The 18648-nt window shown below is 52.9% G+C and carries 10 protein-coding genes and 1 CRISPR repeat array; of the genes, 2 read left to right on the forward strand and 8 right to left on the reverse strand.

The annotated features are described in order from the left end of the window. The first annotated feature begins 95 nt into the window (after window positions 1-95). Both ACJ77P_RS12985 and ACJ77P_RS12990 read left to right on the forward strand, forming a co-directional pair. Window positions 96-1238 (forward strand): FIST signal transduction protein, encoded by a 1143-nt coding sequence (locus tag ACJ77P_RS12985; protein ID WP_408998477.1) that lies wholly within the window; start codon window positions 96-98, stop codon window positions 1236-1238. Beyond that, window positions 1235-3973 (forward strand): response regulator, encoded by a 2739-nt coding sequence (locus tag ACJ77P_RS12990; protein ID WP_408998478.1) that lies wholly within the window; start codon window positions 1235-1237, stop codon window positions 3971-3973. Before ACJ77P_RS12985 ends, ACJ77P_RS12990 begins: the two co-directional genes overlap by 4 nt. A 279-nt stretch (window positions 3974-4252) precedes the next feature. Next, a CRISPR array of direct repeats spans window positions 4253-8590; the repeat unit is 32 nt; unit sequence GTTTCAATCCACGCCCCCGCGCGGGGGGCGAC. 181 nt (window positions 8591-8771) lie between these two features. Here the strand turns inward: ACJ77P_RS12990 and cas2 are convergent. The 8 genes from cas2 to ACJ77P_RS13030 all read right to left on the reverse strand — a co-directional run bounded on the left by cas2 (window position 8772) and on the right by ACJ77P_RS13030 (window position 18211). Beyond that, entirely contained in the window at window positions 8772-9062 is a 291-nt protein-coding gene (cas2, locus tag ACJ77P_RS12995; RefSeq protein WP_408998479.1) for a CRISPR-associated endonuclease Cas2, read from the reverse strand. A 48-nt stretch (window positions 9063-9110) separates the two neighbouring features. Beyond that, complete coding sequence (gene cas1c, locus ACJ77P_RS13000; protein WP_408998480.1) at window positions 9111-10142, reverse strand: type I-C CRISPR-associated endonuclease Cas1c; 1032 nt, start codon at window positions 10140-10142, stop codon at window positions 9111-9113. Further along, window positions 10139-10771 (reverse strand): CRISPR-associated protein Cas4, encoded by a 633-nt coding sequence (gene cas4 / locus ACJ77P_RS13005; protein ID WP_367359374.1) that lies wholly within the window; start codon window positions 10769-10771, stop codon window positions 10139-10141. Before cas4 ends, cas1c begins: the two co-directional genes overlap by 4 nt. A gap of 75 nt (window positions 10772-10846) precedes the next feature. After that, the gene (gene cas7c, locus ACJ77P_RS13010; RefSeq protein WP_367359375.1) at window positions 10847-11722 is read right to left on the reverse strand and encodes a type I-C CRISPR-associated protein Cas7/Csd2; all 876 of its coding nucleotides are present in this window, start codon (window positions 11720-11722) and stop codon (window positions 10847-10849) included. A 24-nt stretch (window positions 11723-11746) separates the two neighbouring features. Further along, window positions 11747-14023, reverse strand: a complete 2277-nt coding sequence (cas8c, locus tag ACJ77P_RS13015; RefSeq protein ID WP_367359376.1) for a type I-C CRISPR-associated protein Cas8c/Csd1 — start codon at window positions 14021-14023, stop codon at window positions 11747-11749. Next, window positions 14020-14751, reverse strand: coding sequence for a type I-C CRISPR-associated protein Cas5c (gene cas5c, locus ACJ77P_RS13020; RefSeq protein ID WP_408998481.1), 732 nt, complete (start codon window positions 14749-14751; stop codon window positions 14020-14022). The genes cas8c and cas5c overlap by 4 nt, the downstream gene beginning before the upstream one ends. Next, a complete protein-coding gene (gene cas3, locus ACJ77P_RS13025; protein ID WP_408998482.1) occupies window positions 14744-17200 on the reverse strand; it encodes a CRISPR-associated helicase Cas3' in 2457 nt (818 codons plus the stop codon). The genes cas5c and cas3 overlap by 8 nt, the downstream gene beginning before the upstream one ends. Window positions 17201-17242: 42 nt before the next feature. Then, window positions 17243-18211, reverse strand: coding sequence for a helix-turn-helix transcriptional regulator (locus tag ACJ77P_RS13030; RefSeq protein WP_408998483.1), 969 nt, complete (start codon window positions 18209-18211; stop codon window positions 17243-17245). Between the last annotated feature and the right edge of the window lie 437 nt (window positions 18212-18648).

Genomic DNA, 18648 nt, shown 5'->3' on the forward strand with positions numbered 1-18648 from the left:
ATCGCCGAAGGAAGACCGATGACAGAAAAACTGCGTTGACAGCAGAATAACGGACGCAGCGTCAGCGACACGTTTCACAACAGGAGGTGCTGGCTGTGAAGGTGGTTCAGTACACATGCGACACGGACGGAAGCTGGCATCCGGAGGCCCCCGCACCGGATGAAGAAGTCCAACTGGTTCTCGTATTCAGCGGCGGCAAGGTTGTCCGCACAGCCGAAATTCTGGATTCTGTAAGGAAGGCATATCCAGCCGCCCTGATCTCAGGCTGTTCTACCGCGGGGGAGATCGTCGACACACAGGTGAACGACGGCACGGGGATCGTCACCGCCGTTCGATTTGATGGCACCCGGGTGCGGGGCACTCAAGTTGATGTCAACGGCGCGGAGGAAAGCATGGAAGCCGGCCGCAAACTGGCTGCGGTCCTGAACGGCGACGGGCTACGTCATATCTTTGTTCTCTCCGACGGTTTGAATATCAACGGCAGCGAACTGGTACGAGGCCTTTCGGCCGGGCTCCCGGAGCGGGTAACGATAACGGGTGGACTGTCTGCGGACGGCGACCGCTTCCGGGAAACATGGGTCATCTGGGATGGGGCCCTCAGAACAAAGGCCATTGTGGCCATCGGGTTTTACGGGGACCGCCTCTCCGTCGGATACGGATCCTACGGAGGCTGGGACCAGTTCGGACCGGAACGGCTGGTGACCCGGGCTGTGGGAAATACGGTTTATGAACTGGACAACAAATCCGCACTCGCCCTGTACAAACGGTATCTCGGAGAGCATGCCCGGGAGCTTCCCGCTGCGGCTCTCCTGTTCCCCCTGAGCCTGGGCACCGGGAACGGCGGCATGAATACAGTCCGCACGATCCTGGGGGTATGCGAAGAATCGGGAAGCATGACCTTCGCCGGAGATGTTCCGCAGGGCTCCATCGTGCGCCTCATGAAGGCGAACTTCGAACGGCTCATTGACGGTGCAAGCGAGGCCGCCAGAATCAGCCGTGAATCCACCAGGGAAGAATTCCCCTCCCTTGCAATCCTGATCAGCTGCATCGGAAGAAAACTGATCCTGAAGCAGCGGGTTGAAGAGGAGGTTGAAAGCGTCAGGGAAGTTCTGGGAGATCAGGCGGCGCTGACCGGATTCTACTCCTATGGGGAAATCGCCCCCTTCCGGCCTGGGGCGAAGTGCGAACTCCACAACCAGACCATGACGATCACGACCTTTTACGAGAGGCAGCCATGATCGATCATCCGCACAGATTGTTCCAACGTCAGATCAAGCGATATCTGGGCGACGTCCTGTCTCTCCCCGAAACCGTCAAGACCTTGATGCAGGTGGTAAACGAAACCTATATCCAGTTCGACCAGGACAGGGGCATGCTGGAACGGGCCTTTGATCTGAGCTCGGAGGAAATGGTTGAAGCCAACAGGGAGCTGCTTCGCCACCGCCAGAACCTGGAGAGAATTGTCGCCGAGAGGACCCGGGATCTGGTTGAGACCAATGATCGACTCGTCATCGAAATCCGGGAGCGCCGGCGGGCGGAAAAACGGCTGTCGCTGCTCAATGAGTGCCTGCTGAGTTTCGGAATCGACTCGAGGGAGAACATTCAGCGCCTCGTTGCCCTCTGTGGAAGTCAGCTCATGGCCTCCCAGGTTGAATACGCCGTCCTCTCCGGGGATTCATTGAAGCCCATCGCCTACTGGAGCCGAGGGAATGCCGATCCGCGCCTGAATCCAGGCAAGGCGTTTACGGCGGTCCTGTCCGAAAGCGCATTCCGGGAGTCCGGAAGCGATCTGTCCATCCTGCATCCCCCTTTCAGCGGCTCTTTTCAAACAGCGGTCTATCAGAAATTCAGCCTTTCCGGCAAGCAGTCCGGCATACTCTTTCTGGGTTATGGCGGACAGATAATCCTGAGTGAGGCGGATCGCGAATACCTTCGAATTCTGGTCACGGCGCTGCAGTCCGAGGAAGAGCGGCGCCGGGTCAGAGCCGAACTTCACCAGAGCAGAAAAACGTTGAGTTTCCTGGCAAAATCCGCCCACGATGGAATCGTTGTCACCGATCAGCACGGGCAGGTCACCTATTGGAATCCTGCCGCGGAGCGGATCTTCGGCTATACCAAGACGGAAGTCATGGGGAAACCGTTCCAGGAGCTGCTGGGCCCGGCGGCGACAGATGTGGACTATGCGGCGAACAGGCCGAAGCTGCAGCGACCCGGCAAAGAGCCCCTGAAGGGATCTACCGCCGAAGTGCCGGTCATCCGAAAGGACGGCGCACGGGTGCAGGTGGAGATATCCCTGTCCTCTTCACTCGATACTCAAGGCGAATGGTATACCCTGAGCATCGTCAGGGACATTACGGAGCGTAAACGCTGGGAGAATTCTCTCAAGAAGGCGAAGGAGGATGCGGAAAGCGCCAGCAAGGCCAAATCTCAGTTCCTGGCGAATATGAGCCATGAAATCCGCACCCCTCTCAACGGAATCCTGGGCATGATGGAACTTCTGTCCACCGAGCATCTGTCCGATCGACAGAAACGATTCCTGAAAATGGCCCGCTCCTCCGGCGATTCCCTCCTGAGCGTCATCAATGACATTCTGGATTTTTCCAAGATAGAGGCCGGTCGGATGGAGTTATCCCTCATCGAGTTCGATCTCCACAATCTCCTGGAAGACTTGATCGGCTTCCTTAGGGAAAGCGCCCGCCGCAAGGGCCTGGAGCTGGCCTATGATATCGGGGAGGACGTGCCTCTTTCGCTGCGGGGTGACGCCTGCCGAATTCGCCAGATTCTGATAAATCTTCTCGGCAACGGCATCAAGTTCACCGAACAGGGCAACGTGTCCGTTCGTGTGGCCGTGCTCAGCCGCGACCGGGGGCGGCTGCGGCTCAAGTTTGAAGTCTCTGACACGGGAATCGGTCTTTCGGAAGATATGCAGCAGGACATCTTCGAGGCCTTTTCCCAGGGAGACGGATCGGTCACGAGGCGTTTCGGCGGAACAGGTCTCGGCCTGGCCATCGCAAAACAGCTCGCCCAGATGATGGGCGGCACGATGGGTGTCAAGAGTCAACCCGGGCAGGGGTCCACATTCTGGTTTACGCTTGCCCTGGAAGAACAGAAGGTTCTGAAGCCCGAAGAGGACCTCCATCCCGACGAATCGCTGGAGGGGCTGAAGATTCTTGTCGTTGATGACCATGAAACGGACCGTACCATGTTGTGCCATCAATTGCGGGGGCTGGGGGCGGAAGCGGAAAAGGCGGAGAGCGGACGCCGGGCTCTGCACGTGCTCCAGTCGGCGGTCTGGCATGGAAATCCATATGATTTCGTTATCCTGGGCGCAGCGCTGCCGATGACCAACGGCTTCGATCTTGCCAAGGTCATCCAGATGGATTCAAGCCTGGACGACTTGAAGCTGATTGTGTTCGCCTCCCCGGATATTCCCCGGACCAATCGTGAGAACCTGGAATACCGCGTTCACGCTTACCTCTCCAAGCCGATCCTCCGGACCGAGCTTCTCAAAGCCTTGAGACCCGGAGACAGTGGAGAGGCGTCCGGGGGCGGAAATGGAAACGAGGGGCCCATGCAGAAGCCCTTTTCCTCAAGCTTTGCCGGACGCAGAATTCTGCTTGTGGAAGACAACGAAGTAAACCAGGAAGTGGGAAAGGCCATGCTGGAATCCCTTGGCTGCAGAGTCGAGGTGGCCTCCAATGGAAATGAATGCCTGGAACGCATCGCCGGCGCCGCTTATGATGTGATCCTCATGGATTGCCAAATGCCGGAACTGGACGGTTATGAAGCCACCATGATCATCCGTCAGCAGGAATCGGGAAGCTCCCGGATCCCCATTCTCGCGTTGACCGCTCACGCCATGGAAGGTGACCGCGACGTGTGCCTGGCCGCAGGCATGGATGACTACCTGAGCAAACCCTTCACTGTAAAGCAATTGGTTGAAGCGCTCAGCCGCTTGATTTCCCCCGGTTAAGCCTTGATTAGTCGTTTTTCCTTTCCTTTCAAACCAGTGACAAGCCGCGATCAGCTGTGGATGAAAATCCTTCTGAGCGTACTCTTGATGAGCCCGATGATGCCAAGGCGGCATATCGCCTGGGGACGCTCATTTCCAAGCATGTGGGGAACATGATGACGACCAGGACCATCGAGGCGAAAACAGCCGACACGGAAGCTCAGCGGCAGTCCGTCCTGGACGAGGGGCAAAAAACCAGGAATCGCGCGGAAAGCGAGGGCTGCGGGGTGGCAGCTTTATGTTTCAATCCACGCCCCCGCGCGGGGGGCGACATAACATTCCGATTTCGGATATAGCTACAGACCATGTTTCAATCCACGCCCCCGCGCGGGGGGCGACATTAGTCAAGCGCTACGATGCCAATACCTGCGAGTTTCAATCCACGCCCCCGCGCGGGGGGCGACGCTAATAGGTGCATGGACGATGGGAGCAAGATCGTTTCAATCCACGCCCCCGCGCGGGGGGCGACGGAAAGAATTTGTGGGGTTTGTGGATAATGAGAGGTTTCAATCCACGCCCCCGCGCGGGGGGCGACCGTGGAGTTCTGCTTTGCACTTGTAGCATTTGTCGTTTCAATCCACGCCCCCGCGCGGGGGGCGACATACGGTCACAGACTTGGTACAAGGGTATAAACAGTTTCAATCCACGCCCCCGCGCGGGGGGCGACGTTTTTTGGTTGCCCTTTTCCTTGTTTCCGGTGTGTTTCAATCCACGCCCCCGCGCGGGGGGCGACGACGTCACCGGAGGCATAGTTTCCCGACCGGACGCCGTTTCAATCCACGCCCCCGCGCGGGGGGCGACGACCGGTCCACGATCCACCGCTCCTGGTAGGGCAGTTTCAATCCACGCCCCCGCGCGGGGGGCGACCGTGCCGCTTTCCGCGTTGGTGATGACGGCCAGGTTTCAATCCACGCCCCCGCGCGGGGGGCGACAACTGTGGCATCGACGGGGATGAGTGCAGTTTTGAGGTTTCAATCCACGCCCCCGCGCGGGGGGCGACACACGGCAGAAATAGAGGATAAAAGGAAATGGTTTCAATCCACGCCCCCGCGCGGGGGGCGACGTCCCATGAGTTTGTAATGATTTGGGATTAAACAGTTTCAATCCACGCCCCCGCGCGGGGGGCGACTCATGCCAGCCAACATTGGCACAATTTCTGAAGCGTTTCAATCCACGCCCCCGCGCGGGGGGCGACCGTTGGGGACGACCTCGTCGCACCCAACACAGGTGTTTCAATCCACGCCCCCGCGCGGGGGGCGACCGTTGGGGACGACCTCGTCGCACCCAACACAGGTGTTTCAATCCACGCCCCCGCGCGGGGGGCGACCTACGGTTTTATCCTTTACCCGTTTGATCTGCTGTTTCAATCCACGCCCCCGCGCGGGGGGCGACTTAGCGACACCATGACCTATATCAGGCGGATTGCGTTTCAATCCACGCCCCCGCGCGGGGGGCGACCGAACCTACTCAATACGGCCTGATTCATGCCACAGTTTCAATCCACGCCCCCGCGCGGGGGGCGACCCCAAAGGAGTTGCAGGGATTAGCCAGGATATATTGGTTTCAATCCACGCCCCCGCGCGGGGGGCGACATTGGTCTGCCTCAGTGGATGTTCCGGACAGGACGTTTCAATCCACGCCCCCGCGCGGGGGGCGACTACAGTATACCGCCGACGCCAGGATGACGACGTAGTTTCAATCCACGCCCCCGCGCGGGGGGCGACAGTAAACGGAGAGTAGCAGCAGAGGCCATGCCGAGTTTCAATCCACGCCCCCGCGCGGGGGGCGACTGCATCCGGCAGGAATATCTGCCGGGGATGTTACGTTTCAATCCACGCCCCCGCGCGGGGGGCGACTTTCAGGGCGGGGCGGTGCTTCGACCTGGCTACCGTTTCAATCCACGCCCCCGCGCGGGGGGCGACGTAAGCGCTCAAAAGGCGGGATCAAAGATCTTATAGTTTCAATCCACGCCCCCGCGCGGGGGGCGACAGGCCGAAAAGCAACATGGGTTCAAGGTTATCGAGTTTCAATCCACGCCCCCGCGCGGGGGGCGACTTGGGGCAGGCGCACAAAAAATCACGTTGGGGAAGTTTCAATCCACGCCCCCGCGCGGGGGGCGACATACCGCACCCCGGCATCGAGGTTTTCCTCGGGATCGTTTCAATCCACGCCCCCGCGCGGGGGGCGACCGTACCCGTATAGTTGCCAGCCTGGAGCCTTGAGTTTCAATCCACGCCCCCGCGCGGGGGGCGACAGAACGATTGTTCTAGTGATAAAGCAAGGTTCGAGTTTCAATCCACGCCCCCGCGCGGGGGGCGACAATGAACGAACAATGAAAAAAAGTCTTGACAACCGTTTCAATCCACGCCCCCGCGCGGGGGGCGACGTCGAATCCCAAGTGGTTCGGGGCTACGGGCGATGGTTTCAATCCACGCCCCCGCGCGGGGGGCGACAACCAATGATTGCAGCACTCCCAAGGCGAGAGATGTTTCAATCCACGCCCCCGCGCGGGGGGCGACGGTAAGGGCACAATTTTGTTGACATATTAAAGAGTTTCAATCCACGCCCCCGCGCGGGGGGCGACATAACCAATGATTGCAGCACTCCGAAAGCGCGAGACGTTTCAATCCACGCCCCCGCGCGGGGGGCGACGTTCCGTAGAGATACCATTCGATGGGCTTACCTGTGTTTCAATCCACGCCCCCGCGCGGGGGGCGACGCGAGGAGGCGATAATCGAAACAATCCGGGACAATGTTTCAATCCACGCCCCCGCGCGGGGGGCGACTGAATGGTCATGGTGTCGCCAGCCACGACAATGGGTTTCAATCCACGCCCCCGCGCGGGGGGCGACCCAGGGCCTGGGCCTCGTAGGCCCCCGAGAAATCGTTTCAATCCACGCCCCCGCGCGGGGGGCGACCGTAAGGCTGACATTCCTGGTCTATGTTCATAATGTTTCAATCCACGCCCCCGCGCGGGGGGCGACTGGAGTTCTCGACAAACTTCATCCTGACACCTGCGTTTCAATCCACGCCCCCGCGCGGGGGGCGACCGTTTCCGGATTTTTTCAATATCATCCCTGCTCATGTTTCAATCCACGCCCCCGCGCGGGGGGCGACGGCGAGAGGATCAACACCCCCCCGACTGGAACCGTTTCAATCCACGCCCCCGCGCGGGGGGCGACTTGCGACAACCGACTGCGTCACGCCGTCATCGGTGTTTCAATCCACGCCCCCGCGCGGGGGGCGACAGCGGGAGAGGATGAGACTGCGGGGTTCACCTTGTTTCAATCCACGCCCCCGCGCGGGGGGCGACAGAAACGTCACCGCGGGAAGTATCAGGAGAGGGGATGTTTCAATCCACGCCCCCGCGCGGGGGGCGACGTGCTACCCCGTTGACATAAACCCTTGCATAGCCAGTTTCAATCCACGCCCCCGCGCGGGGGGCGACATAGCCTCCACATCAGAAGTTCCTTTGGCCTCTGTTTCAATCCACGCCCCCGCGCGGGGGGCGACAGTCTTGAACAAACTTGCATTGGGGTATAAGGAGAGTTTCAATCCACGCCCCCGCGCGGGGGGCGACGTTGAGCTTGGAACAGGTCCGCCTGTTTGCAGGGGTTTCAATCCACGCCCCCGCGCGGGGGGCGACGTCTATCCATCCCTATAGTGCAAGGCATTTACAGAAGTTTCAATCCACGCCCCCGCGCGGGGGGCGACCAATACAGGGACGCTTCCTGTACCAGGACATGTGTTTCAATCCACGCCCCCGCGCGGGGGGCGACGGCTCCTATGCTGATGGGGCCATAGTGGAGGCTAACGTTTCAATCCACGCCCCCGCGCGGGGGGCGACCAGGAACTCTATGCCGATGCGTTTTCCGTGCTGATGTTTCAATCCACGCCCCCGCGCGGGGGGCGACGCTGGCCTACGTAATCAGATTGTCGAACAAGCCCTGAGTTTCAATCCACGCCCCCGCGCGGGGGGCGACAAAACCTTCTTTGTCTCGAGTCGCCTCTACGCGCGGTTTCAATCCACGCCCCCGCGCGGGGGGCGACGTTTTCTTTTCCATTTTCTATTCCTCCTTATTAGTTTCAATCCACGCCCCCGCGCGGGGGGCGACTTTGGACCGGCAACAATAACAGAGGCCGTGCGGCGTGGTTTCAATCCACGCCCCCGCGCGGGGGGCGACGTCCCGGAGGGCCAGCTCATTCCGTAGGGCAAAAGTTTCAATCCACGCCCCCGCGCGGGGGGCGACAGCTCGCTCGGGCTGGTCGTGATTATCGCCATGTGTTTCAATCCACGCCCCCGCGCGGGGGGCGACGTAAGCAGCGTCGCAGAAACATCGACCCCCGTTGTTTCAATCCACGCCCCCGCGCGGGGGGCGACAAAAACTGGCACCATACTGCACCATACAAAGACGTTTCAATCCACGCCCCCGCGCGGGGGGCGACCTACGACGGAGCCCTTCTTCATCAGCCGTTCGGCGTTTCAATCCACGCCCCCGCGCGGGGGGCGACGTAGCTCTCAACCCCGGCTTGTGGATCACAGACCGTTTCAATCCACGCCCCCGCGCGGGGGGCGACGTCCTAAATCTAACCTAAGATTTTAAAGAGGTATTCTACCTATCTTTCGCGAACAGATAAACAAATGAGGCATCAATCGTATGTTTTTTCTATCCAGATCCATAGTTCTTAACAATATTAACAACTTGAATCTTCCGCGAACATGCCCGGAAAAACTTGTCCGCTTGAGGTTCGCGGAAGTTCAAATTACCAGGGGGCCCTCCTGGTCGATTGTTTTCTTAGCACCGATATGTTCAACACGTCGCCGCCAGTTCGATCCCATGAAATAAAATCTCAGACTGTCTTCTTCAGGATTAATCGCATCCATCAGCTTCTTACGGAGCAACGTCCATTGCGCCGGATCAACGATGCACTCGAATACCGAATATTGAACCCGTTGACCATAATTCTGACAGGTCTTTGCAACATGCCGCAATCGCTTTGCACCCCCTCCCTCCAGATTGGCCACATCATAACTGACAACAACCATCATCTCTTTTCCCCCTTTCACAAAAACTCATGCAGTTGGATATCATGATGATCATTTGTATATGAACGGGGGATAGCCGTCCAAATCACCACGTAAAAATCTTGCAAGAAGCATTGCTTGTATATGGAATAATAACCCGACGGTTATCTTTTCGCCCAAAAAGGGGTGCAGCATTTCTTCCTGTTTCCGTTCCTGATAGGACACAAGAAGAGTGCGGCGAGTCTCATCATCCATCAGGACAGCCCCCGACTCGGATTTTTTGAAACCCTTTTCCTGGACTTTCCGGAGATTGATAAGAGAAAGCACCAGCCGGTCCACAATGAAAGGACGGAATTCCTCCATCAGGTCCAGGGCAAGCCCCGGCCTGCCGGGACGATCCCGATGAAGATAACCCACGGAGGGATCAAGACCGACAGATTCAAGGGCCGAGCGGATGTCGTGAACCAGCAGGGTATAAGCGAATGAAAGAAGACAGTTCACCGGATCCAGAGGCGGACGGCGATTCCGTTCATCAAAGGGAAAAGCATCCTTCTGCATCAGGATCAACTCGCTGAAGACGCTGAAATATCGATGGGCGGCATCGCCCTCGATCCCTCTCAGGTTATCCAGCGAATTTCCCCTTCCCAACGCCGTCAAACATCGTCCGAGATGAGACACCGTCTGCCGCAGGTTCTCGGCATCGATCTTTTCCTCATGGTCTCTCAATGCCCGCTGCAGCACGGTGCGGCAATTGGCGATCTTCCCCGTAAGGATGTGCCGCGCCATATCCGCGGAAAATTTCGGATCGTCAGCACGTCGATATTGTTCCCGACGCAGCAGGACATTGCCGGAGACAGGCCCCTGGACCCTGGCCAGAAAACGGCCATGCTCCGACAGAAAACTGATGCAGACGCTTTTTTCCGCGCAAAAACCCATCAGATAAGGGCTGCAACCGACATTGCCGAAGCAGACAATTCCGCCGAGCGTATGAACCGGAACGCGGAGGCGGACTTCCTTTTCTACCTTTACAACAACCGTTTCTCCCTCTTTGGAGAGATAAGCGCCCTGAGTCGTCACAAAAAGCGTGTTGAGATGTTTCTTCATGGATCACTCAGCATCCTGGATAGATAAGCCTTGACCGATCGTTTCTTCTGCATCTTTTTCGGTAAACATCCCTCCAATAGTGAACAGCTTTCACAGCGTTTTTCATAGACCGGCGGCGGCGTCCTACCGGAAGAAATCAGCTCGTGCGTCTGCTGTACTATGGATTCCGTTTCCAGACGGAGGTTTTCATCAAAGGCGACATCAAGGCGGCGGCGCGTTTTTCCATAGAACAACGCGCCGCCCGGTATTTTGACATTCATCATCTCTTCCAGGCAGATAGCCTGGGCACAGAGTTGCACCTTATCGCAGTCGTCCGCTTTGGGTTTTCCATGCTTGTACTCCACAGGAAAGGGCTGCCAGCGGCCATCCTTCAACCGGTGAAATTCCACGACATCAGCCATGCCGATCAACCCTAGACGAAAGGACCGCAGCATCACAGCCCGCGCAATACGCACATCCCCGCGCGATTCCCCACCTTCTTCATGCGCCCGCTCATGCATCAATCGGCCTTCAGCAGTCAGCCGGTTTTCCGACCAGACCTGCTCAACATGGATCAGGGCACACTGCCGAGGGCAGAAGCAATAATGCTGGAGAGCGGAAATCATGATCAAGTCATCATCGTCGAACATGGCATCACATTACCTGATTCGGGACTCAATTGATGACATCAAGTGATAGAGCGGTCTTTACAGTTCCCCGCCAAATTAAAATCCTGCAATCTCTTCAGGAACCAAACCATTAAGGGATTCAATAATGTAAGATCCATCAGGATTGACCTTCAGAGATCTGTGAACCTTTGCGGAAGAGTAGTCTCCGGATTTACTGTTGTGGTGCCACCAAAGCACTTTAACCACTTCCATCGAGCCTTCCGGACGTGCGGAGGAGGCATCATTTTCGAAAATCTTCGGAAGAATCGATTTAATAACGGCGGCATCTTCATCTGAAAATCCAGTGCGTTCAGCAAGTTGAGGATTCATACTGCCATAAGTGACATAAATCCCTTGGTCAACGCGATGCTTCATGCCCATGGTGTCGGAACTTCTTTTCGTACCATCACCTTCACCACTGACGCTTTTTGTGATTTGAGTACTTGAAATCCCTACAAGCTCTCTGCTGAATGCAGACTGAATTGTAACGGGTCCACGGACAGGAATAGACACGCCATCAGCATCATTTCCTTTGCCAAAAGCGAATACTTGTCCAAATGTACGGACATCAAACCACTTCTCACAGGCTAATTTTGCGGTCTCATCTTTTTTCGCATTAGTTCCAAAAGCCTTCTTACCCAAGCCATTTTTTTCTGATTCTGCACGATTTCGAAGACTGGTCTCTCCGTCTATTTTTCGATCATCGGATTGCACAAAGATAGCTTGCCCCTTCTTTTCTTCTTCATTTTTCAGTGCGACATACCGCTCCACCAAGCGATCACGGATTTTTCGTTTGATACATACATCCGTGATTTCGCCAAGTCCTTCATAATCAGTACGGGGACGGTTTCCATTTAACGGATCTCCATTAGGATTGGCATTCTTTACACTCATTATGATTGCGAAATCGATTTTCTTGCTCAAGGTAGCCATAAGTATTTCTCCTTTTATAATTCTTCATTCTTCTAAATCTGTTTCCTGATTTGCCACATCATTAGCTGATTTTAACACCCATTGACCTTTTTCCCGTTTGTGTTCACGGAACCATTGTCTTTGACAATGATATCCAAGCAAGTATTCACCTGTGAGTCTTGTGTCTGTAATATAATTGGCAGCTAATATTTTTGAATGAATTAAATCCAATAGCTCTTCATAGCCATCGAGCAAGCCGGGATACTTTGCACGTATCCTGTCCTTGTACGGCTTTAGAGCTTCCGCAATATTTTTCCATGTTGAAAACGGTCTGTCAGAAAAACGCTGCATGAGCCGAGACGCTGTAGTACCCCTTTTTTCGTTAGCGAGTTGCAGAGCCTTAAACTCAATTTGATCTGCCAACGCTAGCAATCGACCATAAAGATAATCCCGAGAAGTTCTTTCTTCTTCAAGAGCCATGCTGTACCCCCTTCCATTATAAAACCCTTTGAATAATGAACATGTAATGCCAAGACATTTTTCGAACTCCCATGGTTCGAGACCGACCCGATTCGAAACACGACGGACACACTGCTCAACAAGATCACGAGGAACCGGTCTGCCATCAACTATCGACGGCAGTAAACGCTCCACGGTGGCATTGAGAAGTTTGATGCCGTTTTTCCCTTCCACCTTACTGCCATATGCACACTTTGCGATATCCCTTGGTGATGGAGCTCCCTCAAAAATAATTGCGCTCTTCTTGTCGTTCTTGACCTTGCCGTAATTCTGGTACCATGACAAATTTGAATGCCATTTTTCTACGCGTTCAAGGAATTCAGAACCGGTTAATTCACGATAAAAGGTGATTGCCATGCGTCCCGGTGTAGCGGAATCCAATCCCATTACAACAATGTCTTCTGTGTCGGAAATGTTGGCTTTGTATCCGGCGAGTTTTGTATTGAAACGATGCGCGAACGATTGCCCGACATCTCCAATCTGTGGAGTCGGAGTATTGTTTATTTGGAATTCATTACCAAGGAAATCCCAGGAGTTGGCGCATGGATCGGGAATCGGTTTTCCTGTTGTGGCCCATGAAACAAAAACTTGGTCACCGCTGCGGAACGCCTGCTTACGACCAATAAGCCAACGCAGGGCACTATGTGCCTTTTGTGTTACCACGCAAGAAACGGAAGCTGCCTCATTAACGGATTTAAACCGGCCAAGAAAAGTAAAACCGCTTAGATCATTAGATGAAATTAGCTTAGCCCCATCCCTTCCGCTACGCAGCTTTGAGGGATGTTTCTGAGCTATATCTGTTTCATTCTCTCCAGTGATGTAACAGAAACCCTTCACAGTACCGAGTGACCCCGAGTATTCTGCCCACTTTTCAAAAAGTGTCGGATCTTTCCAGGTTTCAGCACAGAGTGTGTCATTGGATTCCACTTTCCAACGGACAAAAACCTTGCCCTGACTTTTTATGCCCTTGTCATCTGCTGTAAGGAGCTTAAAAATAGGATGTAGATCCTTTGAATACATAAACAGTGGATTTTTATCATTTTTTGATGCAAAGACCTTAACCTTTTCTTTTTTATCCGTTTTTTCAACAATAGCCAGCTTTCCATCCTTAACAGCGAGTAAATTATGTTTAATCAAATCCTCGACCAAAGCTTTCTTTGAAACATAAGTGTAGATTGCTTTGACTTTATTATGCGAAAAGCTTGATCTATTCCACCGTTCTAATTGAAGTAAGTAAGAAGAGCTGTTTGAAGGACATTCGTCCGGGTACTTTTGTTCCAATACACCCCGATTGTAGTGAATACGTGTTTGGATCTCAGGAAATCGTTCAGTATTTGCAAGGACGAGCAGAAGGTTAAGCCAACGGATACATTTCTGCTTTGATAATGATTTTTTTTCGGTTTCTTGTATCTCCTTCAGAATAAGATTAATAAGCGTTATTGGATTGAAATTATGCTCAGTGAATTCTCTATCGGTAAATCTACACAAGTCAAAATAACTCTCACGATCCCCGGCATATCGAGAATAATCTCCAGCACAATACTGAAGTGAATCGCAAAGAGAGTGAGGAGCAATCCCACTAGTTCTTCCCGTCAATGACTTTTCAGTTACAGGAATCAGCGTCTTTGCTTCCCTGTTATCAATCAGCGATGCTCTTCTGAAATTACCGTTTTGATCAATAACAACCTCGATATGGGCATTTTGGACGGAATATCCGACAGGACACAACTCATCCACGCCTGGAATACTTTCATTACCAGTACAAACTTCATACGTTTCATAAAGCTTTTGCATCCAACTCATTCCATCACCCCCAGTTCCTGGGCTTCAAGATCCACTGATTTAAGATTCCCAGTTCCAAAGGTCTTTGGGACCATTTCTCGCACAAATTTCTTAAGCTCCAGCTTACAATCTTCCGGTCTTTCAAAAGTCAGCAATCCTTTCTTCAGCTTTGGATACCAGAAACGAGCGTATAAGTCGTTTGTACCTGTTTCATCAGGATAATCAAACCCATGAAACATCAGCCCGTAACCAATTTCATCGTCCCCATCATAAGCCCCTCCACCTTCACCGAAGATGCATGGTTCCACATATCCCTGGCAGTCGCGGGTGCCAAGGAAGATATCTTGCCGCCCGCCTAGCTCAAGCATCCGTTTGGCAATGGCAAAGTGCTTTCCATCAATGCGGTCTTTCCCCAATGCTTTATGGTGATTGTTCCATTCAAAGTGGGCTCGGACCTGATACTCAACATCGGAGAGAAATGTATAAATCGCAAGAGTGTTCCCACCGCCATACTCAAGCGGCTTCGTTCCCTTGGTCTGTGTGCGAATCCGCTTCATCACCCGTACTGAATCAATCACCCATATAATCGTAGGTTTCCAATAAATCGATTTACACACACCTTTCAGCGCCTCATAGGTTGGTAGATGGTAAGAACATTTCTCGCCACCGATTTTGGTAAGGGGATCGGTAAAAAGTGCAAACCGCCCCCATAGTTTGAATTCAATGCTGTTTTTTGCCGTTTCATGCATTCAGAAAAACCTCCTTATTGATTGGCTCCATGGAAATTCCAAATGTTTCACTGTAATACCTGTCATCAAGGTAGAATATCTCCGTGTCTTCCTGGACCTGATGCAGGGCATTCTGTTTTGCCAGTTTTTCAAATTCGTATGGAAACAGGTTTACAGAATATTGCTGTGCTTTTTTAATGAGTCCATATTGCTTATCCACTTCAAAGGTGGCACAAAGCTGATTGACCAATTCTTTTCCCTCGTCGCCATAGCAGACAAGAACGCTTCGTGTCGGGGCATCGATTGATTTAAACAGTTTTGCCGCTGTCATAAAGGGTTGGCGAAGAAATATTTCCGGTAAAATTTTTTGAACTCGTCCGTATTCGCTTACGGCACTGCTATTGGAAGAAAGCAGATTTAAAAGAGTGTCGTTGCGACTTACATCGACAGGATAATCCATGGCATCTTTTCGATCGTAAAAGTAATTCTGATAGTACCACTCAAGCATTTTGGGTCCGATAACGTCGCTGTCATATTTTGATGGTTCATCTCTGTAATCGTCCAGAACACGATTTGACTTTTCTTTACCGACCGCTATGTCCTTCAGTAACTCAAGTTTCTCCTCAGCGGGATTCACTATAAACACATTCCCAAGTTCCGGACTGCCATGGCGATTGCACCGGCCCGCCGCTTGGGTTATGGAATCAAGTCCGGCAAGCATTCTGATAACCGACCGGAAATCTATATTGACGCCTGCTTCAATCAGCTGTGTACTGATGCAGAGAACCGGCTCTTTATCCGCAAGTTTCTGGTGTATTGCTTTTAAAGTCCTCTTTCTATGTGCAGGACACATTCCCGTGCTTAGATGGAATGTTTCAAAGTCAGCACTTTGCACCTCCTCAAAAATGAGCCGGGCGGCCTTCTTCGTATTGACCACGACGAGACAACTGCCGTCTTTCTTGAGCTGCTCAATGGCAAGCGCGGCTATCTCCGGATAACTCCAGCCAACGGATTTGCGACAGTCATGAACATGAACCCGCTTCAAATCAGCACAGAGTTTGTCAACATCCGGCATAAGTTCATTCTCTTCCGTCAGCTTGAGGGCCCCTTTCTTCTCATCAACCGATCCCAGAAGCGGCTGGGTAGCGGTACAGAGGACAACGGTGCTTCCGCATTGATTGACCAAAAAATTTATGGCGTTGTTGAACATATGGACGCATTTTATTGGCAGCGTTTGAATTTCGTCGAATATAATGACGGCTTTCGCGAGTTGGTGCATGCGCCTTGCCCCACGGGTACCGGCCCCGAACACAGTTTCGAGGAATTGAACCATCGTAGTGAAAACAACTGGCGCATCCCAATTCTCAGTTAAAAGTTTTTCTTTCCAGCTCTGCACATCCGCTCCGATGTTCGAATGGTGTTCGAGAATGATTTTACCGGCGTCTTCGGGATACTCTTTCGGTTCAAATATTTCCCGCACATCCTGAGCATTTTGATCGATAATTGTCGTGAATGGGATAACGTAGATAATTCTATCCATGCTATGCTCTTTTGCATGGTGTAACGAGAAACGAAGGCTCGCGAGGGTCTTCCCTCCGCCGGTCGGCACGGTCAAAGTAAACAATCCCCCCGGACGCTTCGCTGCACGAAGACAATGTTCCGCTACGTCTTTGCGAATTTTATCCACATGGTTTTTTGTCTCAAAAGTCCTGTATTTATTTTCAAGTCGCTCAATCAGAATATCCCACGTGCGATAAATTCCCTGCTGACGATGCTGGACGTTTTTCGGTTTTTCTGAATCTGCCGTATCCTGTCGATCGGCATCAATAAGAGCACTAAAGAGAAACCTCACTAGCAGGCCGAATTGGAATTGGGCAACTGTTGAAAAGGGATTCTTTTCTGGGGAGGAACGTAAGATTTCACGGCACATGTTTTCAAAAGGTTTCGTAAATGACGTGCCTGTAAGAATATCATTCACCCTTTTGAGTAATTGTTTATCGGCATTTCCGGCACATTCCTCAAAATACGTTTTATTGTCATCCTTTGACAGCCGTTTCGAATAGTAATCCCAAGTTCCGCTATTGTCGGTCGTTAAACAATTGATTATCCCCGAGTGATGAGAAACCAGGCAAAGAGAGAGAAATTGTCCAAGAAGCTTATGTGCACTAGAGGAACTATTGTTGCGAACAAGGAACTGGGCTCCAGCTGTAGAATGGTCAATCTTGCCTTTCTTTCCTTTCGGATCTTCGAAATCTTCGTCTTCATCCGGATTAAACCTTGGGTCATCCTTCCTGATCGCATCTTTAATGTACTTTTGAAACGCACTGCTGTATTTCCCAAAATCATGCAGAAGTCCAAGTAGTTCCCCGTAATTCCCCATGCAGATTTTTTCGGCATGAGTTTTAGCTAATTCAGCAACTCCCCAAAGATGCTCTTCTAATGTTTGTCCAGCATGTGCAATGTTTTCCATTTTTTATTTCTTTCGATAGTTTTTATGAAGTTACTACTGTACTCACCACATTATCCCATAAACTACATTCATCTTCCCCACCTCCCCCTTCGCCTCTTCCCGCAACCAGTCCGGTTCCATGATTTCCGCACCAGCACCCCAGCGGAAGGCCCACCACATCACCTCGCGGGGTTCGGCGACATGCACTTCGAAGCGAAGCGATCCGTCATCGTTTCTGGTGGTGATCTGGCTGTGATGCCAGAGGGTTTCCTCGATATAAGTCCGGATGCGTGCCGCAAACAGCACGACGACCTTCTCAGTGGTTTTTCCCGCAAAGACGGAAAAGGCGTTCCGGTAACGCTGGCCGAAGCTGTAATCTTCCTGGATGGTAAACTTGATAGGGGTGAAGGCGATGTCCTGAATCCGGTTGAGCCGGAACATCCGGATGTCCTTCTGACGGCAGGCGTAGCCCTCCACGTAGAGGGACCGGTCCTGGAAGAAAAGATGATAGGGATCAAGCTCTTCACGCTTGGGCTGTTTTGCCGAAGGTTTCCGGTAGGAAAGAACAACGCGGCGGTTCTCGGAAACGGCCGTGTTGAGCTTTTCGAGAATCTCCTTCCTGCAGCCGAATCCCTCGCGGAGAACCAGGTCGTCAAAGAGGGAAACGGCGGTTTCCCGCATGGGCTCAGGCAGATCGGCAATCAACTTGCGGGCGGCGTTGAGGGCTTCGAAGCTGAGGGCGTAGTCTCCCGCAGCGGACAGTTGCCTGACGGCCATCAGCAGGGAGAGGCGTTCGCTCAGGCTGAGATTTTCGATGGGGAAATAGGCGTCGCGGGTAATGCTGAAACGGCGGCGGTGGCGATCCCAGAAAAATTCAAACCCCAGTTCCCTGAGGGCCGACTTGTCTTTATAGAACTGAGCCCGGCTGATCCCGTGAGAGACGAGAAGCTGCTCCACGGTCAGATAGGGTGCGCTTTTGATGTCCGAGACGAGCCGGATCAGCCTATGAGACTTCTTCAATCGGGATTCCATGCTGTCAACCACCACGACCATACACAGGAAAAAGAACAGAACGAGGAAAAGATACAGGGGAAGAATTCTTTAATCAAGGTCTATATGCCACTGAGTATACAACAGGGTAGACAGAGAGGATTAAAAATCCTTCGCTTTTTTCATGAGATCAGGAACTGTTTCTCCTTCCTGCAAGATTTGTTCGCTGGGGGATGCTGCGGATTATCAGGAAAACCATACCAGGATCACCCGTTTCGGATCATTTTTGTATTATTTTTAATAGCATGTTCAATTTTTTATTGACATACAAGAAAACCTTGCCTTATGTTGCAGTTGCGGAAAAGCTACATAACAGCCAGAAATAGAACCAGCCGGACAACCAAGGAGCGAAAGTCAGAGTTAAACGATTCAGGATTTACAGATGGAGGGGCATCGATAACATGCCGCGCAATGAACAG

The organism is Syntrophus buswellii (genome assembly GCF_046097065.1).
GTDB lineage: Bacteria > Desulfobacterota > Syntrophia > Syntrophales > Syntrophaceae > Syntrophus > Syntrophus buswellii.